Annotated in this window: 22 protein-coding genes, 3 tRNA genes and 2 pseudogenes; 16 read left to right on the forward strand and 11 right to left on the reverse strand. The window is 49.7% G+C overall.

The annotated features are described in order from the left end of the window. Positions 1 to 141 precede the first annotated feature (141 nt). The gene (gene fliE, locus SK32_RS03120; RefSeq protein WP_005127749.1) at positions 142 to 456 is read left to right on the forward strand and encodes a flagellar hook-basal body complex protein FliE; all 315 of its coding nucleotides are present in this window, start codon (positions 142 to 144) and stop codon (positions 454 to 456) included. Between the two features lie 89 nt (positions 457 to 545). Here fliE and SK32_RS03125 read toward each other — a convergent pair whose 3' ends face one another. The 3 genes from SK32_RS03125 to yedE all read right to left on the reverse strand — a co-directional run bounded on the left by SK32_RS03125 (position 546) and on the right by yedE (position 3,578). Continuing rightward, on the reverse strand, positions 546 to 1,832 hold the full coding sequence (locus SK32_RS03125; protein WP_048211313.1) for a hypothetical protein: 1,287 nt from the start codon (positions 1,830 to 1,832) through the stop codon (positions 546 to 548). Positions 1,833 to 2,121: 289 nt separating this feature from the next. Then, positions 2,122 to 2,355, reverse strand: coding sequence for a sulfurtransferase-like selenium metabolism protein YedF (gene yedF / locus SK32_RS03130; RefSeq protein ID WP_000790504.1), 234 nt, complete (start codon positions 2,353 to 2,355; stop codon positions 2,122 to 2,124). Next, positions 2,352 to 3,578: a selenium metabolism membrane protein YedE/FdhT gene (gene yedE, locus SK32_RS03135; protein WP_255524723.1), complete on the reverse strand. Its 1,227-nt coding sequence runs from the start codon at positions 3,576 to 3,578 to the stop codon at positions 2,352 to 2,354. Before yedE ends, yedF begins: the two co-directional genes overlap by 4 nt. 164 nt (positions 3,579 to 3,742) lie before the next feature. On the opposite strand from yedE, the gene yedD reads away from it, so the two are divergent. Continuing rightward, entirely contained in the window at positions 3,743 to 4,156 is a 414-nt protein-coding gene (gene yedD, locus SK32_RS03140) for a lipoprotein YedD (protein WP_048211314.1), read from the forward strand. A gap of 40 nt (positions 4,157 to 4,196) precedes the next feature. On the opposite strand, the gene amyA is transcribed toward yedD, so the two are convergent. The 4 genes from amyA to fliD form a co-directional block, all read right to left on the reverse strand. Next, entirely contained in the window at positions 4,197 to 5,684 is a 1,488-nt protein-coding gene (gene amyA / locus SK32_RS03145) for an alpha-amylase (RefSeq protein WP_048211315.1), read from the reverse strand. Between the two features lie 68 nt (positions 5,685 to 5,752). Further along, entirely contained in the window at positions 5,753 to 6,124 is a 372-nt protein-coding gene (gene fliT, locus SK32_RS03150) for a flagella biosynthesis regulatory protein FliT (RefSeq protein WP_048211316.1), read from the reverse strand. Then, positions 6,124 to 6,531, reverse strand: a complete 408-nt coding sequence (fliS, locus tag SK32_RS03155; RefSeq protein WP_005127744.1) for a flagellar export chaperone FliS — start codon at positions 6,529 to 6,531, stop codon at positions 6,124 to 6,126. The genes fliT and fliS overlap by 1 nt, the downstream gene beginning before the upstream one ends. A 15-nt stretch (positions 6,532 to 6,546) precedes the next feature. Then, positions 6,547 to 7,950: a flagellar filament capping protein FliD gene (gene fliD, locus SK32_RS03160; protein WP_048211317.1), complete on the reverse strand. Its 1,404-nt coding sequence runs from the start codon at positions 7,948 to 7,950 to the stop codon at positions 6,547 to 6,549. 255 nt (positions 7,951 to 8,205) lie between these two features. Between fliD and SK32_RS03165 the strand changes: the two genes are divergently transcribed. From SK32_RS03165 to sdiA, 8 genes are all read left to right on the forward strand, one after another. Then, complete coding sequence (locus tag SK32_RS03165) at positions 8,206 to 9,693, forward strand: FliC/FljB family flagellin (protein WP_048211318.1); 1,488 nt, start codon at positions 8,206 to 8,208, stop codon at positions 9,691 to 9,693. A 162-nt stretch (positions 9,694 to 9,855) separates the two neighbouring features. Next, entirely contained in the window at positions 9,856 to 10,575 is a 720-nt protein-coding gene (fliA, locus tag SK32_RS03170) for an RNA polymerase sigma factor FliA (RefSeq protein ID WP_005127740.1), read from the forward strand. Positions 10,576 to 10,632: 57 nt separating this feature from the next. After that, a complete protein-coding gene (gene fliZ, locus SK32_RS03175; protein ID WP_040232441.1) occupies positions 10,633 to 11,184 on the forward strand; it encodes a flagella biosynthesis regulatory protein FliZ in 552 nt (183 codons plus the stop codon). Between the two features lie 100 nt (positions 11,185 to 11,284). Beyond that, a complete protein-coding gene (tcyJ, locus tag SK32_RS03180) occupies positions 11,285 to 12,085 on the forward strand; it encodes a cystine ABC transporter substrate-binding protein (protein ID WP_005127738.1) in 801 nt (266 codons plus the stop codon). A 155-nt stretch (positions 12,086 to 12,240) separates the two neighbouring features. Beyond that, the gene (dcyD, locus tag SK32_RS03185) at positions 12,241 to 13,227 is read left to right on the forward strand and encodes a D-cysteine desulfhydrase (RefSeq protein WP_048211319.1); all 987 of its coding nucleotides are present in this window, start codon (positions 12,241 to 12,243) and stop codon (positions 13,225 to 13,227) included. 21 nt (positions 13,228 to 13,248) lie between these two features. Beyond that, on the forward strand, positions 13,249 to 13,917 hold the full coding sequence (gene tcyL / locus SK32_RS03190; RefSeq protein WP_048211320.1) for a cystine ABC transporter permease: 669 nt from the start codon (positions 13,249 to 13,251) through the stop codon (positions 13,915 to 13,917). Then, entirely contained in the window at positions 13,914 to 14,666 is a 753-nt protein-coding gene (tcyN, locus tag SK32_RS03195; RefSeq protein WP_048211321.1) for an L-cystine ABC transporter ATP-binding protein TcyN, read from the forward strand. Before tcyL ends, tcyN begins: the two co-directional genes overlap by 4 nt. A gap of 231 nt (positions 14,667 to 14,897) precedes the next feature. Beyond that, entirely contained in the window at positions 14,898 to 15,620 is a 723-nt protein-coding gene (gene sdiA / locus SK32_RS03200; RefSeq protein WP_048211322.1) for a quorum-sensing transcriptional regulator SdiA, read from the forward strand. Positions 15,621 to 15,686: 66 nt separating this feature from the next. Here sdiA and SK32_RS03205 read toward each other — a convergent pair whose 3' ends face one another. From SK32_RS03205 to SK32_RS26665, 3 genes and pseudogenes are all read right to left on the reverse strand, one after another. Then, entirely contained in the window at positions 15,687 to 15,911 is a 225-nt protein-coding gene (locus SK32_RS03205; RefSeq protein WP_048211323.1) for a DUF2594 family protein, read from the reverse strand. Beyond that, positions 15,908 to 16,021 carry a hypothetical protein gene (locus tag SK32_RS25900; protein ID WP_101743137.1) on the reverse strand — a complete coding sequence of 38 codons (114 nt, stop codon included), beginning with the start codon at positions 16,019 to 16,021 and terminating at the stop codon, positions 15,908 to 15,910. Before SK32_RS25900 ends, SK32_RS03205 begins: the two co-directional genes overlap by 4 nt. After that, positions 15,973 to 16,074, reverse strand: a pseudogene (locus SK32_RS26665) (hypothetical protein); the annotation flags it as partial. The pseudogene SK32_RS26665 and the gene SK32_RS25900, both read right to left, overlap by 49 nt. Before the next feature lie 297 nt (positions 16,075 to 16,371). On the opposite strand from SK32_RS26665, the gene uvrY reads away from it, so the two are divergent. The 6 genes from uvrY to SK32_RS03235 all read left to right on the forward strand — a co-directional run bounded on the left by uvrY (position 16,372) and on the right by SK32_RS03235 (position 19,913). Next, a complete protein-coding gene (gene uvrY, locus SK32_RS03210; RefSeq protein WP_048211324.1) occupies positions 16,372 to 17,028 on the forward strand; it encodes a UvrY/SirA/GacA family response regulator transcription factor in 657 nt (218 codons plus the stop codon). After that, positions 17,025 to 18,857 (forward strand): excinuclease ABC subunit UvrC, encoded by a 1,833-nt coding sequence (gene uvrC, locus SK32_RS03215; protein WP_048211325.1) that lies wholly within the window; start codon positions 17,025 to 17,027, stop codon positions 18,855 to 18,857. Before uvrY ends, uvrC begins: the two co-directional genes overlap by 4 nt. Before the next feature lie 55 nt (positions 18,858 to 18,912). Beyond that, positions 18,913 to 19,461: a CDP-diacylglycerol--glycerol-3-phosphate 3-phosphatidyltransferase gene (gene pgsA, locus SK32_RS03220; RefSeq protein WP_003030490.1), complete on the forward strand. Its 549-nt coding sequence runs from the start codon at positions 18,913 to 18,915 to the stop codon at positions 19,459 to 19,461. Positions 19,462 to 19,612: 151 nt separating this feature from the next. After that, positions 19,613 to 19,688: transfer RNA gene (locus SK32_RS03225), tRNA-Gly, on the forward strand. Positions 19,689 to 19,740: 52 nt separating this feature from the next. Further along, positions 19,741 to 19,814, forward strand: a tRNA-Cys gene (locus SK32_RS03230). Positions 19,815 to 19,826: 12 nt separating this feature from the next. Beyond that, a tRNA-Leu gene (locus tag SK32_RS03235) sits at positions 19,827 to 19,913 on the forward strand. A 125-nt stretch (positions 19,914 to 20,038) separates the two neighbouring features. On the opposite strand, the pseudogene SK32_RS03240 reads toward SK32_RS03235, so the two are convergent. Beyond that, positions 20,039 to 20,677: pseudogene (locus tag SK32_RS03240) on the reverse strand (tyrosine-type recombinase/integrase); the annotation flags it as partial. Between the last annotated feature and the right edge of the window lies 1 nt (position 20,678).

The following is a 20,678-nucleotide window of genomic DNA, read 5'->3' on the forward strand; positions in this document are numbered from 1 at the left end:
GAAAAATTGACGGTCTCATTATTTGCGGTTTCGAATTTTTCTATGCGTTAAAAACCGAGGTTTTTTATCGTTATTTAGCGCCTTTATCTTATTGACGAGCTGGTAATCTCTGCTACGTAAAAAATCATCCAGGGGATCAGAATGTCGGCAATACAGGGGATTGAAGGGGTTATCAGTCAGCTACAGGCCACGGCAATGTCAGCGAAAATGCAGGATGTGCAGCCACAATCGACCGTGAGTTTTGCCGGTCAACTGCACGCGGCATTGGACAGAATCAGCGATGTGCAAACCGCCTCTCGCGTTCAGGCTGAAAAATTTACCCTGGGTGAACCAGGCATTGCGCTGAATGATGTGATGACCGATATGCAGAAAGCGTCGGTTTCGATGCAGATGGGCATTCAGGTGCGTAACAAACTGGTATCAGCCTACCAGGAAGTCATGTCGATGCAGGTGTAGGTTTTGTTGTTTTTTTCACTATTCCAGTTTGTGCCAGAATAGTGAATGCTCATGTTATGATAGTGCGGCCTTATTATCGGCCGCATTTTTTATCTCCAGTATCTGGGATAAAAATCAATATATTGACTGATACTGTACACGGATGTAATGACACAAATGATAGCAATAAGAAGAAATGCGACTTTTCCGATTTTTTCTATTCTCATTGCGGACAAGGCAATAAGAAAAGTAATAAGAAATCCAATTTTAATCCTGTCAAATGTGTATGTCGCCGCGTGTTCAAACATGGCAATATTTTCTATCAGCATAAAGCAAATGATTGCGATTAAAATGGAAATTTTAATGTATTGATCTTTGCTAAAACTATTGCTTTTCTTGATAAATAATGAGGCGAATGCCAAAAGAATCGAGGAAATTAACCATGGACCATATGCCTGATATACAGATAGCCACCATTCACTCCAGCCAATATATGTTTTCTCCATTCCCCGGATGCTTGCCCGACTGGATAATTCGTTAAAGTATGGCCCAAGTCCAACCATGAACGAATAATACCAAAGCAGTGTCAAACCACCTGAAATTGCTATCAGAGTGTAAATGATTGTATTTTTATATCCGGATTTTAGCTTGAAGTCATGAATAAGAACAACGACGAATAATGCGATACACATCAGGTATGCGGTCCACTCAATCCAGCATGCAAGGGCTGATATGATGCCAAGTGCAATCACCGTCCTGCGGTTTATGCCCATAGCCACTATCAGAAATGCGGCGGCTGCAAAAATCTGGAATGTTTGATGTGCCCACATTGATAGTTGATGAGAGTGCATCGGTTCAACGGCAAATAACATCGGAATGACGGACAGGAAGGAAATTATCTCACTATGTTTTGATGTTCTGGTTATTGTTGAGATGGCAAAGTAAATAAGAATAATCGAAATAATCCAAAATAACATATTGACCCATTGCAACATCTCCCAGGATATCGGTATCCCCGATATCAGTGAGGCCATTTTTATTACACCATAGGCAACTACCATTGAACCGGGTGGGAAGGATATATATATGGCTTCGTTATTTATTCTCGGAGAGGGCAGAACTGCTGAGCCTGGTATTGATGGGTTATCTGTAACTGTGCATGGGTTAACTAAATCAACACATGGGCGGGATATAGCAAAATAATGTTGGTTGAATGGAAGGGTATCATAGCGTTTTAATGTGTTGAAAAAATGAGCTGATGCCTCGGCGTTTTCCCATCTTTGATTCCAGTGACTTTTGTCAGACGGTGAACCATGATTATAACTATACAGGCTTATCGCTGTGACCAACCATAGAGCAGTAATGATTACGGCCCCTATGAGGGTAGACTTACGCATCAGGCTTCCTTATTTTAGTGAACCTTTGTGATTTAACAAAAATTTATAAATTAATGCAGGTCAATGTTGTGTCCATATGTCTACAGGATGATTCATGAATGGTGTGGGCTGGAGTAAACAAAGGTGCACATTGGGTAGAGGCTGGCATTATACAGATTATGGTAACTATAGTGTCATTGATTTTAGGCTGCCAGTGCATTGTTGTTGTATAAAAGGCGAGAGAAAAAGCGTTGCGGCAACAACGACTCATATTGACGCTCCCGCAGCGTATCGCTGTGGGAGCGCTGGGTTATTTTTGAATCAGATAGCGAATAGTTGGCCCATCCTGCTGAATATCCAGCACCGTATACCCATGGTTACGCGCATCCAGCGGAATATTGTTGATTGACTGCGGGCAATCGCTGACCACTTCCAGAATTTCACCTTTCTTCAACTGCGGCATGGCTTCCAGCGTGGCAACAGCCGGGTAAGGACACGGTTCACCGACCATGTCGAGGCGATAATCAGGGACGATATTTTTCATGCGGATTCCTTAGCAGGCGTCAGCCCGGCGCGGCGGAAGAAACGCTTTTCCCAACCGATGATGAGCATCAACGCGATAAACAACAGCAGATAAGTCACCAGTAGCCCGCCGAGCGGCCCAAAGGTGTCGAGCAGATTCACTTTATCCCAACGAGTGGCCAGGGCAGGGGCAAAGTCATCCCAGTAGTAAGCCAGAATGGTCGAACCGATAACGTTACCCAGTCCCACCCACCAGTAATGTACCTGGCCCTCAACCGCACGGTACATCCAGCCAGTCTCACACCCGCCTGCCAGCACGATACCGAAACCAAACAGTAAGCCGCCGATCACCGCATTTGGACCGGCCCACATAATCTTCGGCTCAACGCCCAGTTGCACATAGCTAAAGATACCAATGGCGCTCACCGCCATGCCGAAGATGATGGCTTTTGCCATATGGGTGCGCCCGGAAATCCACAAATCGCGGAAGGCCGAGGTAAAGCAGATTTGCGCCCGTTCAATCAGCAGGCCGAACCCAACGCCAAACAACATGGCCAGACCCAGCTTCGGCTTGTCCATTGCGGTCAGTAGTGCCCAACCGATCATGCCGATAAATACCAGCATACCGAGGCGGAAACGACGACGCGCTTGTTCCGGCTTTTGCGTCAGCGGGGAGGCGGCGGACACTTTCTGCATTTTGACCGGAATACGAAACATCGGCAGCAGGGTAAAGCGGGCGCCAAACCATGAGCCCATTGCCGTCGCCAGCGCGAAGAACCAGGCATGCAGCGAGAACTGTGGAATGCCGGTAAAAAACGCGGCCAGGTTACAGCCCATTGCCAGACGGGCGCCGAAACCGGCGATCATCCCGCCGACCACCGCCTGCAGAATGCGGATCCGACTGCGCGGCATGCGTAATTTGACGTTGTTGGCCCACAGCGCGGCAGCGAAACAGCCGCCGAACATACCGAGGATCATCATCCCGTCGATACGGGTCAGGGGCGAGCCTTCGAGGTGGATCAGTTTATAGTATCCCCACTCTTCGGCGTGCACGCCAAACAGTTGCAGGATTTGCCCACCCCAGCGGGTAAATTCGCCGGTAACGGCCCAGAAGGTTCCCGTAATGCCGAAATAGTAAGTGGAGAGAATACCCGCTGCGATAACCGCAGGGGCAGGGGCCCAAAATTTAATTAACCAGGCCTGTTTGAAGTGTTGCCATGACATGCGTTTTGCCTCTGAACTCAGAAGGTATGTAACAAGAAGCGTGGATATTACACCGATCAGAATTTTTGACTATGAGTAATAAGAGGTAACACCGTCTGGATCAATCTTTCTCCGGGCTGCCGAAAGGCTGGCGACATCAGGGCTTTAATGCCACAATCCCCTTTTCTTCGCATGCAGGATGAATGATGAAAAAATTAGCAATCGTTGGTGCATTGTTGGTGCTTGCTGGCTGCGCCGAGGTACAAAATTATAATGACGTGGTGAAAACACCAGCTCCTGCCGGTCTGGCAGGATACTGGCAGTCAAAAGGTCCGCAGCGCGCGCTGGTGAGTCCGGAAGCGATCGCCAGTCTGATTGTCACAAAAGAGGGGGATACGTTGGATTGCCGTCAGTGGCAGCGAGTGATCGCGCTGCCGGGCAAGCTAACGATGCTCTCTGGCGATCTCACCAACGTGACGGTGAAACGCGAGCTGTATGAGATTGAGCGTGACGGCAATACGCTGGAATATGACGGTATGACGCTGCAGCGGGTTGATCGCCCGACGCAGGAGTGCGCCGATGCGTTAAAGAAAACGCCGTTGCCTACGCCACTGCCATAAGCCGTACGCCCCGGTAGTCAATGGCCACCGGGGTTGAGTTTTAAATCACTTCTTCAATGACCCACACGCTGACGCTCCCGCCGTTACAATAAAACGTTGCTTCGCCGTTTTCATCGGTGACCACGCTTTCCTCGCGATTTCCCAGATAATCACGCCAGGTTTTATTGCCGTAATTCGCGCCGAGATTGATGGTCTTTCCTCCGTCATCGCCGTTAGACAGAACAACCACGCAGCCGGGATCGTCGTCCGTTCCGCTGCGGCTAAAGGCGATACAGTTAGGATGATCGAAAAAGAGCGTCTGTACGCCGTGAGCGAAGCGCTGACGTGCGAGGATCAGTTCATCAAGCTGTTCGATGATGGGCATGTCGATAGGATAAGTTTCGCCATCGTCGCCAGTGTCTTCGTAATGTGCCCCGTAAAGATCGGGGTAGAACACCGACGGCACACCGTTTTCGCGCAGCAGGATCAGCGCGTAGGCCAGCGGCTTAAACCACGCCTCGACGGGGGCTTCCAGCGCCTGTAACGGCTGGGTGTCATGGTTCGCAACCAGCGTCACCGCATGAAAGGGATCGACCTCCACCAGCGTATCGGTGAAAATTTGGCTCATGTCATAATCGCGACCCTGGCGGGACGCTTCGTGAAACTTCATTTGCAAAGGGGCATCAAACAGCATGGTTTTCCCCTCGACCTGGTTAATATAGGTTTGCAGTTTATCGACATCATGGGACCAGTATTCCGCGACGATAAACAGCGGCCTGGGTGCCACCTCCTGGACGTGCTCGATCCACTCTTTATAGAACCATGCCGGGATATGTTTGACGGCATCCAGGCGAAAACCATCGCAATGGGTTTGATCCATCACCCAGCGTGCCCAGTATTTGAGCTCTTCGGTTACGGCATGATTGCGAAAATCGATATTTTCGCCCATCAGATAGTCAAAGTTGCCCAGTTCGTCATCGACCTGATCGTTCCAGCCTTCGCCGGTATAATCATTAACAATTTTAAAAATGCCGTCCTCGGTGGGATTTTCAATATGATCGATGCCGCTAAAGCATTTGTAGTCCCAAATGAATTGAGAGTACTGACCCGCACGGGCAGGGAAGGTGTACCGCGTCCAGGCCTCGCATTCGACAATCTCATCGTCAATCTGCGTGCGGTCATCGGCGTTTACGCGCTGAACCTGAATGTGTTCTTTCTCGTCGGCCCCCATTTTGTGGTTGACCACCACATCCAGCAGTACCGCGATATCGTTGTGCTTTAACGCGTCGATTGCCGCCAGTAACTGATTTTTATCGCCGTATTTGGTGGCAATAGTGCCTTTCTGGTCGAATTCGCCTAAATCAAACAGATCGTAGGTGTCATAGCCAACGGAGTATCCGCCGGACGCACCTTTATAGGCAGGAGGCAGCCATATCATATTGATGCCGATATCATTAAGTCCGTCCGCGCGTGCGGCGAGTTCCGACCAGAGCTGGCCGCCATCAGGGTAATACCAGTGGAAGTACTGCAATAAGGTGGGGTTTTTCATCTTCCGTGCTCCAGAAGCCGTTTGGCCGACCTCTGGAGTATGGAAGATTATTCAGACGAAGCGGGAAATTATTGTGGGGCAGTTGGCGCATCCGGAACCAGTAACATACCGGAAAGCCGACCGTAGGCGTTATTTAGCGTCTTCTGGCGGGTTGACTGACCGATCAGCGTGCTGAGTTCATCCAGACGCTGCTGTAGTAATGCTTTGAGCAACTGTTCGTTATCCAGCGTCTGTTTAATATACCCGGCAATCAAATCCTGAACGCTTCGCGTGATGCCAGATGGAGTTTGTTCTTCCATGACCACTTCAATACTTTGCAGATAGCTAACTTCCTGTTCCAGTAAAAGGTCCCATTCACCTCGCTGCGCCAGTTCCAGCAGCGAGTGACTGAGCAGCGCAATGCGCTGCCAACGGTTGATAAACTCCACGGCTGAGGTCATTAACGGGACTCCTGGGACGACGCGTTTGGTGAGATCTGTTTCCAGGCATCCGCGATGTTTCCGAGCAACCCTTCGACTTCTTCAATCGCCTGACAATCATTATTCAGATTTGCGTGCAATAAACGGCGAACCATATAGTCGTACAACGAAGAAAGATGGGTGGCGATCTCTCCTCCTTTTTCGTGGTCCAGGCCCGCCTTCAGACCATTATCGATGATATTGATTGCCTTGCTTAATGCCTCACCTTTGGCAACGATATCGCCTTGCTGCATAAACAGACGAGCGCGCACCAGGGCGCTATGTGCGCCATCAAACAACATTTCGATCAACTGATGCGGGTTGGCGCTCATCACGGCGCTTTCCACGCTGACCTGTGCATAGGCTTTGGTACCGCTCGCGGTATACATGCTTACCTCGTGTTATCAGGAATTATTCATCGCTGAAAATTGTTGGCCCAGATAGGTACTGGTGCTGTTCAGCTTACTCATCATGGAATCGAGTTGGGTAAACTGTGCTTTATAGCGAGCCACGACTTCATCAATGCTGTTACTCACGGTCAGATACTGCTTAGTCAGCAGTTTCAGGTTGGCGTTAATATTGTCTTGCGCATTGTCGATAATACCGTCATCGGCCAGATAGCTTTTTACTTCGGTGGCAATCTTGGTGGTAATACCGGTTTCTTTGCCGTCACCCACCAACAGTTCACGGGTCGCTGCTGTGTTATCTTTCAGTGCCTTAGCCAGTTTTTCTTCATCAATTTTTAACTTGCCAGTGCCGCCATCCTGAGTAATGCCAATCTCAGACATGGTTTTAAACGGGGACTCGCTGCCGCTGTTAGCAAATGGCGCACGAATACCGTTTTGAATGGTACGGAGAACACTGTCGCCCAGTAATGCGCCGTTATCTGCACTGGCCGCTTCACCCGGTTCAACTTCTTTATATTTAGTCAGCGTACCAAAGGTATCGACCAGTGAGTTATAGGCTTCCACCCAGGCTTTAATTGCCGTTGTGGCCTTTTCATCACTTTTTGTTACCGTGATAGAGGCATCTTTGACTTCTTTGGTCAGTTGCAGCGTGATGCCCTGCGGTGCGTCAGTTACGGTATTGCTTTGACGTTCAATATCAATGCCGTTGACGGTCAGTTGCGCATTTTGCGCACCGACCAGTTGCTTCATTTTGCCGCTGCCCGCTTTGCTGTCATAGGACAGTAAATCGCTCAGTTTCGAATCATTCGAGACTGAGATGGTCATTTCGCTTTCAGTGCCGCTTTCCGCGGTTAACACTAACTGATAATCGTCTTCCTTAACCTTTACCAGACTTGCCGAAATACCGCTGTCCGCATCGTTAATGGCGTCACGAATATCCTCCAGAGAGGTTTCGCCTTTGCCTAACTTGATTTCCAGGGGTTCTTTACGACCCGGTTGTGAAATCGTTATGGTGCGTTCATCAACACTGGTATCGCCCAACTGTTCTTTGGTAGAGGTAATTTTGGACGTGGTTGATAGCGACTGTGCTTGTGCCAGTTTGGACACGCTGACGGTATATTTACCGGGAGCAGCACCGGCGGTTGTACTGACCTTTAAGTCTTCTGTGCTGCTGGTTGCCGTGGTGCTTTTAAACAGGTCGGCATTGTTCAGTGCGGTATTCGCCGTTTGAAATTTTTCTAATGCACTTTTCAGCGTACCGTACGCGGTCAGACGCGAGGTGTTAGCGCTCTGCTGCTGGGTAATGGGCGTTAAGCGCTTTTTCTCAGCAGTGGTTAAGTTTGTCAGCAATGTGTCCAGTGGTAAGTTCGAGCCAACGCCCAGTGATGTAAATGAAGGCATGCCTAATTCCTTGTGATTGCAAACAGTAGTTAACCGCTATATCGGCAATCTGCGCGCAAAGTTTAATAATAGTTTTGCAAAAATAATGCGCGGAATAGTGGTAATTAAAGCGGGTATTTCCGGGGCTAAGAAAAAAATGGGCGGAAAGTAAAAATTTTCTAAAGTTCGAATTTAAGGTGCCGATACATGGGTTACGGTCAGAAACCGTGGGCAACAGCCCAATAACATCAAGTTGTAATTGATAAGGAAAAGATCATGGCACAAGTCATCAATACAAACAGCCTGTCGCTGTTGACCCAGAATAACCTGAACAAATCTCAGTCTTCTCTGAGCTCCGCTATCGAGCGTCTGTCTTCCGGTCTGCGTATCAACAGCGCGAAAGACGATGCTGCAGGTCAGGCGATTGCAAACCGTTTCACCTCTAACATCAAAGGTCTGACTCAGGCGTCCCGTAACGCCAACGATGGTATCTCCATCGCGCAGACTACTGAAGGTTCTCTGTCTGAAATCAACAACAACCTGCAGCGTGTTCGTGAGCTGGCGGTTCAGTCTTCTACTGGTACCAACTCCCAGTCTGACCTCGACTCCATCCAGGCTGAAATCACTCAGCGTCTGAACGAAATCGACCGCGTATCCGGTCAGACCCAGTTCAACGGCGTGAAAGTACTGGCGAAAGACAACACCCTGACCATCCAGGTTGGTGCTAACGATGGCGAAACCATCGATATCAACCTGAAAGAAATCAACTCCAAAACGCTGGGTCTGGATAGCCTGAGCGTGCAGGATGCTTATACCACTAAACCAACCGCAGTTGGTACTGCTGCTACATATAAAGATGGTACACAGGCTATTACGGTACCTGATTCCACAGCGATCAACACAGCATTAACTTCAACCGGTACTGGTACTGCAGATGTTCGTTTTAAAGACGGTAGCTATTATGTGAATGTTACTGGTACCAATAAAGATGGATTGTATCAGGCAACTGTAAGTGCGGGTGGTGCGGTTACAATTTCCACCACAAAAGAACCTACAGTAACTCTGGGTGAGACTAAAACCGTCGGTAACGTCCAGGAAGAGGCCACTGCTGCAACTGTACCTGACACCACAAACGCTGCAAAAGACCTTGTCAAGGCCGGGGTTACTGGCGCGGATGGTACTAACACCAAGCTGGTGAAAATGTCTTTTGAAGACAAAAACGGTAAAGTGATTGATGGCGGCTATGCACTGGAAAACAACGGCAAATACTACGCTGCTGAATATGATGAGAAAACTAAAACGATTACTGCTAAAACAGTTGAGTACACCGATGCTGCTGGCGCTTCTCAGAAAGCCGCTGTCCAATTCGGCGGTGTAAACGGCAAAACTGAAGTAGCAACTGTTGACGGCAAACAGTACCTGGCCTCCAGCGTTAAAGGTCACGATTTCAAATCAGGTGCAGCGCTGAACGAAGTGGCAGCCAAGAAAACCGACAGCCCGCTGGCGAAAATCGACGCGGCGCTGGCTCAGGTTGCTGACCTGCGTTCCGACCTGGGTGCGGTACAGAACCGTTTCAACTCTACCATCACCAACCTGGGTAACACAGTCAACAACCTGTCTGAAGCCCGTAGCCGTATCGAAGATGCTGACTACGCGACCGAAGTGTCCAACATGTCTCGTGCAAACATTCTACAACAGGCGGGTACTTCTGTTCTGGCGCAGGCCAACCAGACCACGCAGAACGTCCTGTCTCTGCTGCGTTAATTTACACTTATCGCGCAAACCCCGCTCCGGCGGGGTTTTTTACATTCCGCTTTACCCGTAACCCCCAAATAACCCCCCATTTCACCCACTATTCACCCGATTAAAACCCCTGCAGAAACGGATAATCATGCCGATAACTCATTTAACGCAGGGCTGTTTATCGTGAATTCACTGTATACCGCTGAAGGTGTAATGGATAAACACTCGCTGTGGCAGCGTTATGTACCGTTGGTGCGTCACGAAGCATTGCGCCTTCAGGTGCGCTTGCCGGCGAGCGTGGAACTGGATGACCTGCTACAAGCGGGCGGCATCGGGTTATTGAATGCAGTTGACCGATATGACGCTTTGCAAGGAACGGCATTTACCACTTACGCAGTGCAGCGTATTCGTGGGGCTATGCTGGATGAACTACGCAGCCGGGACTGGGTGCCGCGTAGCGTTCGGCGCAATGCCCGCGAAGTGGCACAGGCGATGGGGCAACTGGAGCAGGAATTAGGGCGTAACGCGACGGAAACTGAAGTGGCGGAGCGTCTGGGGATCCCTGTACAAGAGTATCGTCAGATGTTGCTTGATACCAATAATAGCCAACTCTTCTCCTACGACGAGTGGCGGGAAGAGCATGGCGATAGTATTGAGCTGGTGACAGAAGAACATCAGCAAGAAAACCCGTTACAACAGCTTCTTGAGGGGAACCTCCGTCAGCGCGTGATGGATGCGATTGATGCATTGCCGGAGCGCGAGAAGCTGGTATTGACGCTGTACTATCAGGAAGAGCTGAATCTGAAAGAGATTGGTGCTGTTCTGGAAGTGGGCGAATCACGGGTCAGTCAGTTGCACAGCCAGGCTATCAAACGTCTACGCACCAAGCTGGGTAAGCTATAAGGGGTAATCTTTGCCCCTGAACAATGCCGCATAACGTATTGACTACCAGGAGTTCTCATGACGGTGCAGCAATCAAAAAGACGGCCACTAAGCCGCTACCTCAAAGATTTCAAACACAGCCAGACGCATTGCGCCCATTGCTTTAAGTTGCTTGACAGGATCACGCTGGTTCGTCGCGGGCAGATTGTGAATAAGATAGCCATCTCCCGCCTGGACACGCTGCTTGATGATGCTGAATGGGCGCAAGAGAAAAAAGAGTGGGTGGCGTTATGCCGTTTCTGCGGTGATTTGCATTGCAAAGAGCAAAGCGACTTCTTTGACATCATCGGCTTTAAACAATTTTTGTTTGAGCAAACCGAAATGAGCCACGGTACGGTGCGCGAATATGTTGTTCGCCTGCGTCGTCTCGGCAATCATCTGACTGAACAAAAAATTTCTCATGACCTGCTGCAGGAAGGGTTCCTCGACGAAAACCTCGCCCCGTGGCTGCCAGAAACCAGCACCAATAACTACCGCATTGCGCTACGTAAGTATGAGCAGTTTAAAGCACATACACATATGGGGCATATGCAGAAATCCGCCTGGACAGCCAGTTCTGATATATATTAAAAACGAATAAGGTGTAACAGAGTCGTGTTTGTGAATTACGGCGAACGTTCTACACTTCGGTCATAAATGATGGTCACTAATGACAATATTCGGGGTAACTATGAAATTAGCACTTCTGGGACGTCAGGCGCTGATGGGTGTAATGGCTGTTGCACTTGTCGCGGGTATGAGCGCAAAAACATTTGCGGACGAAGGTCTGTTAAATAAAGTGAAAGAGCGCGGCACGCTGCTGGTGGGGCTTGAAGGGACTTATCCCCCGTTTAGTTTCCAGGGCGACGATGGCAAACTGACCGGTTTTGAAGTGGAATTTGCCGAGGAGCTGGCTAAACATCTGGGTGTGAAAGCCTCGCTCAAGCCGACCAAATGGGACGGCATGCTGGCGTCGTTAGATTCCAAACGTATCGATGTGGTGATAAACCAGGTAACCATCTCTGACGAACGGAAGAAAAAATACGATTTCTCTACCCCGTATACGGTTTCTGGTATCCAGGCGCTGGTGAAGAAAGGTAACGAAGGCGTTATTAAGACTGCTGCCGATCTGAAAGGTAAAAAAGTCGGCGTTGGTCTGGGAACCAACTATGAAGAGTGGCTGCGTCAGAACGTGCAGGGCGTAGATATTCGTACCTATGATGATGATCCGACCAAATATCAGGATCTGCGCGTAGGCCGTATCGATGCCATTCTGGTTGACCGTCTGGCAGCGTTGGATCTGGTGAAGAAAACCAAAGACACACTGGCCGTGACTGGTGAAGCTTTCTCCCGCCAGGAATCTGGTGTGGCGCTGCGTAAAGGCAATGAAGATCTGCTGAAAGCCGTGGATGCAGCCATTGCCGATATGCAAAAAGACGGCACGCTGAAAGCCCTGTCCGAAAAATGGTTTGGAGCGGATGTGACGAAATAATCATCATCCGGATAAAAAAGGCGCCTTTAACAGCGCCTTTTTTTATTCCATTGCGCCTGAACGTGCATAATAAAAAGAACATCACAACAACTTCTACTCTCAGGCTTTTGGGCTGCTTGTTGCCCACAAGATGATGAGTAAACACCGGAGGCTCTATGCCACTGCATAACTTAACGCGCTTTCCCCGTCTGGAATTTATTGGCGCGCCCACGCCGCTCGAATATCTCCCGCGTTTCTCTGATTATCTCGGCCGCGATATTTTTATTAAACGCGATGACGTCACGCCGATGGCGATGGGCGGCAATAAACTGCGCAAACTGGAGTTTCTGGCGGCGGACGCGCTGCGTGAAGGCGCAGACACATTGATCACCGCAGGGGCTATCCAGTCGAACCACGTGCGTCAGACGGCGGCGGTCGCGGCGAAGCTGGGGCTTCACTGTGTGGCGCTGTTAGAAAATCCAATAGGCACGACTGCGGAAAATTATCTCAGTAACGGTAACCGTCTGCTGCTGGATCTGTTTAATACACAGATTGAGATGTGTGATGCGCTGACCGATCCGAATGCGCAGCTTCAGGAACTGGCGACGCGGGTTGAAGCGCAGGGGTTCCGCCCGTATGTGATCCCGGTTGGCGGTTCTAACGCGTTGGGTGCATTGGGTTATGTCGAAAGCGCGCTGGAAATTGCTCAGCAGTGTGAAGGTGCCGTAGAACTGTCATCCGTCGTGGTGGCGTCGGGCAGTGCAGGAACGCACGCCGGGTTGGCGGTAGGGCTGGAACAATTGATGCCGAACGTTGAGCTTATCGGTGTCACCGTTTCGCGCAGCGTTGCTGACCAAAAACCAAAAGTCGTTGCGTTGCAGCAGGCTATTGCCAGTGAGCTGGAGCTGACTTCGGCGGCAGATATTTTACTGTGGGATGATTACTTTGCGCCGGGTTACGGTACGCCAAATGAAGAAGGCATGGAGGCGGTAAAACTGTTGGCACGTCTGGAGGGCATTTTGTTGGATCCGGTGTATACCGGTAAAGCGATGGCAGGCCTGATTGACGGTATCAGCCAGAAACGCTTTAAAGATGAAGGGCCAATCCTCTTTATTCATACCGGTGGGGCACCTGCATTGTTTGCCTACCATCCACATGTATGACAACCAGGTAGAAAAACACTAATGCAAGAAAGTATCCAACTGGTCATTGATTCGCTGCCGTATCTGCTGAAAGGGGCGGTATTTACGCTCCAACTGAGTATCGGCGGGATGTTTTTTGGCCTGGTGCTGGGGTTCATCCTGGCGCTAATGCGTTTATCGTCACTGTTGCCTGTGCGCTGGCTGGCGCGCTTTTATATCTCGGTCTTTCGCGGTACGCCGTTAATTGCCCAACTGTTTATGATCTACTACGGTCTGCCGCAGTTTGGTATTGAGCTGGACCCGATCCCGGCAGCTATGATCGGTCTGTCGCTGAATACCGCGGCCTATGCGGCAGAAACGCTGCGTGCGGCCATCTCCTCCATTGATAAAGGTCAGTGGGAAGCCGGGGCGAGTATCGGTATGACACCGTGGCAGACGATGCGCAGGGCGATCCTGCCGCAGGCTGCGCGGGTTGCGCTTCCACCGCTGAGCAACAGCTTTATCAGTCTGGTGAAAGACACATCACTGGCCGCGACCATCCAGGTACCGGAACTGTTCCGCCAGGCGCAGCTGATTACTTCACGCACGCTGGAAGTGTTTACCATGTATCTGGCGGCCTCGCTGATTTACTGGGTCATGGCGACGGTGCTTTCTGCGCTGCAGAACTATTTTGAAGAACAGCTCAACCGCCAGGAGAGAGATCCGAAATGAGTACTATTGAAGTCAGAAACCTGGTGAAAAAATTTCACGGGCAAACGGTACTGCACGGCATTGATCTGGACGTTAAGCCTGGTGAAGTCGTGGCGATTATCGGGCCGAGCGGTTCAGGTAAAACCACGCTGCTGCGCAGTATAAATTTGCTGGAACAACCGGAGGCGGGCACCATCAAGGTTGGTGATATTACCATTGATACCGCGCGTTCCTTAAGCCAGCAGAAAGGACAGATTCGCCAGTTGCGCCAGCATGTGGGGTTTGTGTTCCAGAACTTTAATTTATTTCCACATCGCACAGTACTGGAAAACATTATTGAAGGTCCGGTAATTGTGAAGGGCGAACCGAAGGCGGAAGCGACAGCGCGCGCGCGTGAACTTCTGGCAAAGGTTGGGCTTGCGGGTAAAGAGAGCAGCTATCCACGGCGGTTATCCGGCGGTCAGCAGCAGCGTGTCACTATTGCCCGGGCGCTGGCTATGCGTCCGGAAGTTATTCTTTTTGATGAACCGACCTCCGCGCTTGACCCGGAACTGGTTGGCGAAGTGCTTAATACTATTCGTCAACTGGCGCAGGAAAAACGCACCATGGTCATTGTGACGCACGAAATGAGTTTTGCGCGTGACGTTGCTGACCGGGCGATATTTATGGATCAGGGCAAGATAGTGGAGCAGGGGCCTGCAAAATCATTATTCACGCATCCGCAGCAACCGCGAACCCGTCAGTTTCTTGAAAAATTCCTGATGCAATAAAAGGTCAGAGAGCACTCATCGAAATAGTTTTTTTGGTGAGTGCTTGTTGCATAACTATTTATAATTACTGCTTTATTATTATTGCTTCATCCTGCCAGCATTGTGGGCTGTTACATTACACTCAAGTAATTTCTTATTTGTCCGATAATTTGCATATATAAAATACATTTATGTGTTAGCTTGTTTCGTACATTTGGATGATTATCAATCTCAGGGGCATTACCACCTAGTATGCAGGATCATGATTTCTTCACCTGGCGACGGAGCATGCTGTTACGCTTTCAGGAAATGGCGGCGGCAGAGGATGTCTATAACGAATTACAACTTCAGACGCAGCACTTAGAGTTCGACTTTTATGCGCTCTGTGTCCGGCATCCCGTACCCTTTACCCGACCTAAAACGGTACTTCATACGACGTATCCCAAAGCATGGGTCGCACACTACCAATCAGAAAATTATTTCGCTATCGATCCGGTACTGAAACCCGAAAACTTCAGTCAGGGCCACTTACCGTGGGATGACGCCTTGTTCCGTGACGCACAACCGCTGTGGGACGCCGCGCGTAATCACGGTCTGCGCAAGGGGATGACGCAATGCTTAATGTTGCCAAATCGGGCGCTAGGCTTTTTGTCCGTTTCACGCGCAAGTGTGCGTAATGGCCGCTATGCCCAGGATGAAGTCGAGCTCAGGATGCAACTGTTGGTACGAGAAAGTCTGTCAGTACTTATGCGGCTGGAAGATGACATGGTCATGGCGCCGGAGATGCGTTTTAGCAAGCGCGAAAAAGAGATTCTGAAATGGACCGCTGAGGGGAAAACCTCTTCCGAGATAGCAATGATTTTGTCGATCTCTGAAAATACCGTTAACTTTCATCAGAAGAATATGCAGAAGAAGTTTAACGCGCCAAACAAAACACAGATTGCTTGTTATGCCGCTGCAACGGGGCTTATCTGAATAAAATGTCGTTCTGAGTGTCAGACGCAAAACCGGCTGAGAGCATCGCTGTCAGCCGGTTTCTTATCACTGACGATAGGCCTGTTTAATTTGTTTAACAGTGCTGGTAAATACCGCGGCCTGTGTTTCGTCCTCAATCTGCGCGATCTGTTTTTCCATTTTAAGAATCACGCGTCCTGCATCGGCTTGTCCCATAGCCTGCAGCATCAGCGTTAACATGGCCTTCAGGCAGGTGACTTCATTAGCCAGTTCTTGATTATTCTCAGCAGTGGAAAAATCAGGCGTACTCATTTATTTTCCTCGTTATGTTTCAATGAAAAAGTGCGATGGCAAACGTCAAGGCGGCGGAGTATACCATAAGCTCGGCTAAAAATATCTGAGGTTGTTTTTTGCACAAACAAAACCCAATGAGATTAAAATAAACAAGATGTTGCAGTGCATATATTTTCTCCATTCATTGTTTATTCCGAGTATTTTACTCGTTAATTATTGTTACAAGCTTACCTTCCTATTTAGCATTCAGCGTAAGAATATGAATTTTTTGTCACTATTCTGAAACAGCTATGCAGATATAAACGCGGGCAAACAGCCTTCAACCGTGAAAGTTTCCACGGTTCGTACAATCTAATTTCCAAAAACGAGAGCAAAATCGAAAGTCGGGTGTTTTTTAGATTTCAAAGTTGAGATAAAACCCGTTAACATAGGACCGATTAACTATCGGTAGCGTTATCCCTATTCTGGAGATATTCCTTTGATCAACGTTTTTCTTGTTGATGACCACGAACTGGTGCGCGCAGGGATACGACGCATTCTGGAAGATATAAAAGGCATTAAAGTTGTCGGCGAGGCGTGCTGCGGCGAAGATGCGGTCAAATGGTGCCGCACTAACGCCGTCGACGTTGTGCTGATGGACATGAATATGCCCGGTATTGGCGGTCTGGAGGCAACCCGCAAAATTGCGCGTTCCTCGGCTGACATTAAAGTGATCATGTTGACTGTTCATACCGAAAACCCATTGCCGGCAAAAGTTATGCAGGCGGGAGCCGCGGGCTATCTCAGCAAGGGGGCCGCCCCTCAGGAAGTCGTGAGCGCGATTCGTTCGGTTTTTTCCGGGCAGCGCTACATTGCTTCCGATATTGCGCAACAAATGGCGCTTAGCCAGATTGAGCCAGAGAAAACGGAAACCCCGTTTGCCAGTTTGTCTGAACGCGAGTTGCAGATTATGCTGATGATCACCAAAGGCCAGAAGGTCAATGAGATCTCAGAACAACTGAATCTTAGTCCCAAAACAGTGAACAGCTACCGCTATCGAATGTTCAGTAAATTAAACATTCATGGCGATGTGGAGCTGACTCACCTGGCAATTCGCCATGGCCTGTGTAATGCGGAGACATTAACAAGCCTGTGACCGAACAGTTCGATGCTAAAGCGTTTCTGAAAACCGTGACCAGCCAGCCTGGCGTCTATCGTATGTACGATACCGCCGGGACGGTTATCTATGTCGGTAAAGCGAAAGACCTGAAAAAACGGCTCTCCAGCTATTTCCGCAGCAATCTCGCGTCGCGTAAAACCGAAGCGCTGGTGGCACAAATTCAGCAGATTGATGTCACGGTGACGCACACCGAAACTGAAGCATTATTGCTTGAGCACAATTACATCAAGCTGTACCAGCCGCGCTATAACGTATTGCTGCGCGATGATAAATCCTATCCCTTTATTTTCCTCAGTTGCGATACCCATCCGCGTCTGGCGACGCATCGCGGCGCCAAGCATGCTAAAGGTGAATACTTTGGACCGTTTCCTAACGGTTATGCCGTCCGCGAGACGCTGGCGCTATTGCAGAAAATTTTCCCAATACGTCAGTGTGAAAATAGCGTTTATCGCAACCGTTCACGCCCGTGTTTGCAATATCAGATTGGCCGCTGCCTTGGGCCATGCGTCGCCGGTCTGGTGAGTGAAGAAGAGTACGCACAGCAGGTCGACTATGTACGGCTGTTTTTATCCGGCAAAGACGATCAGGTGTTAACGCAACTGATAACCCGGATGGAGAAGGCCAGCCAGAACCTTGAGTTTGAAGAGGCCGCACGCATCCGCGACCAAATTCAGGCGGTTCGCCGTGTCACTGAAAAACAGTTTGTTTCCAATACTGGCGACGATCTGGATGTTATCGGCGTGGCATTTGATGCCGGAATGGCCTGTGTACACGTCTTGTTCATTCGTCAGGGTAAAGTGTTAGGCAGTCGCAGCTATTTTCCTAAAGTACCAGGGGGAACGGAGCTGGGCGAGGTAGTTGAAACCTTCGTTGGGCAGTTCTATTTACAGGGTAGCCAGGTGCGTACCTTGCCCGGGGAGATCCTGCTTGATTTTAATCTTAGCGATAAGACGCTGTTGGCTGACTCTTTGTCTGAACTGGCCGGGCGGAAGATTAACGTCCAGACGAAACCGCGAGGCGATCGCGCCCGATATTTGAAGCTGGCGCGTACCAATGCGGCTACGGCGTTAACCACCAAACTTTCCCAGCAGTCCACTATTACCCAACGTCTGACGGCGCTGGCATCCGTGCTGAAACTGCCTGCGGTGAAACGCATGGAATGTTTTGACATTAGCCACACGATGGGCGAGCAGACCGTTGCCTCCTGCGTGGTTTTTGACGCTAACGGGCCGCTGCGCGCAGAGTATCGTCGCTATAACATTACGGGTATTACGCCGGGTGATGATTACGCGGCGATGAACCAGGTACTGCGTCGGCGTTACGGTAAGGCAATAGAAGAAAGTAAGATCCCGGATGTTATTTTGATCGACGGTGGTAAAGGCCAGCTAGGGCAGGCGAAAGCTGTTTTTGCCGAACTGGACGTGCCCTGGGATAAACAGCATCCTCTGTTACTGGGTGTGGCAAAAGGGGCAGATCGCAAAGCTGGCCTGGAAACCCTGTTCTTCGAACCGGAAGGTGAGGGGTTTAGCCTGCCGCCGGACTCCCCTGCGTTGCACGTTATTCAGCATATCCGCGATGAGTCTCACGATCACGCCATCAGCGGACACCGTAAAAAACGTGCGAAGGTAAAAAGCACCAGCACGCTGGAAACCATCGAAGGCGTTGGCCCTAAGCGCCGACAAATGTTGTTGAAATATATGGGGGGTTTGCAAGGGCTTCGTAACGCCAGTGTCGAAGAAATTGCAAAAGTGCCGGGTATTTCGCAAGCTCTGGCAGAAAAGATCTTCTACTCGTTGAAACATTAAGCCCTCTGTAGCAACATAGGGGTAATTTCACTGACAACAGATAGTTATCCGTCATATGCAATTTAATATCCCTACATTGCTCACGCTGTTTCGCGTCATTCTGATCCCATTCTTTGTATTGGCGTTTTATCTGCCATTCACCTGGGCTCCCTTCGTTTGTGCGCTGATTTTCTGTATCGCAGCCGTTACCGACTGGTTTGACGGTTTTCTGGCGCGCCGCTGGAACCAAAGCACACGTTTCGGGGCGTTCCTCGATCCGGTGGCAGATAAAGTCCTGGTGGCTATTGCGATGGTGCTGGTGACGGAGCACTACCACAGCTGGTGGGTGACATTGCCTGCCGCCACGATGATCGCGCGTGAAATTATCATTTCAGCGCTGCGTGAATGGATGGCAGAACTTGGCAAGCGTAGCAGCGTGGCGGTGTCGTGGATCGGTAAAGTCAAAACGACATCGCAAATGGCGGCGCTGGCATGGCTGCTGTGGCGCCCCAATATCTGGGTAGAGTATGCCGGGATTGCACTTTTCTTTGTCGCCGCGATTCTGACTTTATGGTCAATGTTCCAGTATTTGAGCGCTGCACGGGGAGATTTGCTTGATCAGTGATCGTTTCGCCGCAAATTTCAGCAAACGATCGTAAGTGGTGAAAAATATCGTTGACTCATTGCGTCAGGTAAGTAGAATGCAACGCATCGAACGGCGGCACTGATTGCCAGACGATAACAAAATCAAGTGATTAACAAAGTTACTTGGTGATGCGGGAATAGCTCAGTTGGTAGAGCACGACCTTGCCAAGGTCGGGGTCGCGAGTTCGAGTCTCGTTTCCCGCTCCAAATTTAAAACATCGGCATTTGCGGATGTTTGGCTGTAAAGCCAGAAGATTTCGGCGCGTTAGCAAAGCGGTTATGTAGCGGATTGCAAATCCGTCTAGTCCGGTTCGACTCCGGAACGCGCCTCCAATTTCTTCCCGAGCCCGGATGGTGGAATCGGTAGACACAAGGGATTTAAAATCCCTCGGCGTTCGCGCTGTGTGGGTTCAAGTCCCACTCCGGGTACCATGGGAAAGAACAGAATAATCAAAGCAATAAGCAGTGTCGTGAAACCACCTACGGGTGGTTTTTTTGTTTTTATACTTCAGGTTCACCATTGTTTCGCCATTCAGCTTCGCCATAAAAAGAGGGCATTACTGCCCCCCAACGACCGGAACAACAGATATTTTGCGGTTATATCTTGCAGTCTGCGAAACATTTTTGTGGCCTGATATTTCCTGTTTCTCATGCAGTGTTCCTTCCAGATCAGATATCCCCTTAGCTTTCAGATCATGGAACGTGAAGTTAAATTCGAGCTCAGGAAATTTTTCAGCGGCTAACTTTTTCGCTTTCATCCACTGAGCATTAAATGCATCTCGGGTGTAACGAGAACCTGACTGCTGGTGGAGCACGTACAGGCTCACCATGCCGCTGTTTAACGGAAGGGAATCTGCTAGGGTGATCGCATTTGATAGGCGCACAGTCCAAGCCTTAATCTGGCTCACGGCTGTCTTGCTTTGCTGAATTAGAATACCTTCATCAAGTATCTGACTCTTTTTAAGATCCAGAATGTCACCTTGACGTGCGCAGCATAAATAGGCTAACTCCATGGCAATCTTCACCGGTACTGACGAAACGCTAAATAGTGCTTCATATTCTTTGTCCGTGACGTAACGGGTGCGCGCCTGCTCCTTAAATTGCTTCACACCCTGGCATGGATTCATCTTCACTTTGCCACGCTCATATGCCCACCTAAACACCCTCGACATAAACGCTTTTTCTCGGTTCGCCTGG

The sequence above is a fragment of the Citrobacter sp. MGH100 genome (genome assembly GCF_001034465.1).
In the GTDB taxonomy this organism is placed as follows: domain Bacteria; phylum Pseudomonadota; class Gammaproteobacteria; order Enterobacterales; family Enterobacteriaceae; genus Citrobacter; species Citrobacter youngae.

Bases quoted from the DNA above. Each gene is read 5' to 3' on its own strand.
- fliS (WP_005127744.1), bottom strand. From the start codon at position 6,531: ATGTATACCGCGAGCGGTACCAAAGCCTATGCACAGGTCAGCGTGGAA.
- amyA (WP_048211315.1), bottom strand. From the start codon at position 5,684: ATGAAAAACCCCACCTTATTGCAGTACTTCCACTGGTATTACCCTGAT.
- pgsA (WP_003030490.1), top strand. From the start codon at position 18,913: ATGCAATTTAATATCCCTACATTGCTCACGCTGTTTCGCGTCATTCTG.
- fliD (WP_048211317.1), bottom strand. From the start codon at position 7,950: ATGCCTTCATTTACATCACTGGGCGTTGGCTCGAACTTACCACTGGAC.
- dcyD (WP_048211319.1), top strand. From the start codon at position 12,241: ATGCCACTGCATAACTTAACGCGCTTTCCCCGTCTGGAATTTATTGGC.
- fliT (WP_048211316.1), bottom strand. From the start codon at position 6,124: ATGACCTCAGCCGTGGAGTTTATCAACCGTTGGCAGCGCATTGCGCTG.
- fliE (WP_005127749.1), top strand. From the start codon at position 142: ATGTCGGCAATACAGGGGATTGAAGGGGTTATCAGTCAGCTACAGGCC.
- SK32_RS03205 (WP_048211323.1), bottom strand. From the start codon at position 15,911: ATGAGTACGCCTGATTTTTCCACTGCTGAGAATAATCAAGAACTGGCT.
- SK32_RS03165 (WP_048211318.1), top strand. From the start codon at position 8,206: ATGGCACAAGTCATCAATACAAACAGCCTGTCGCTGTTGACCCAGAAT.
- tcyJ (WP_005127738.1), top strand. From the start codon at position 11,285: ATGAAATTAGCACTTCTGGGACGTCAGGCGCTGATGGGTGTAATGGCT.
- tcyL (WP_048211320.1), top strand. From the start codon at position 13,249: ATGCAAGAAAGTATCCAACTGGTCATTGATTCGCTGCCGTATCTGCTG.
- yedD (WP_048211314.1), top strand. From the start codon at position 3,743: ATGAAAAAATTAGCAATCGTTGGTGCATTGTTGGTGCTTGCTGGCTGC.
- SK32_RS03125 (WP_048211313.1), bottom strand. From the start codon at position 1,832: ATGCGTAAGTCTACCCTCATAGGGGCCGTAATCATTACTGCTCTATGG.
- yedF (WP_000790504.1), bottom strand. From the start codon at position 2,355: ATGAAAAATATCGTCCCTGATTATCGCCTCGACATGGTCGGTGAACCG.
- fliZ (WP_040232441.1), top strand. From the start codon at position 10,633: ATGACGGTGCAGCAATCAAAAAGACGGCCACTAAGCCGCTACCTCAAA.
- sdiA (WP_048211322.1), top strand. From the start codon at position 14,898: ATGCAGGATCATGATTTCTTCACCTGGCGACGGAGCATGCTGTTACGC.
- tcyN (WP_048211321.1), top strand. From the start codon at position 13,914: ATGAGTACTATTGAAGTCAGAAACCTGGTGAAAAAATTTCACGGGCAA.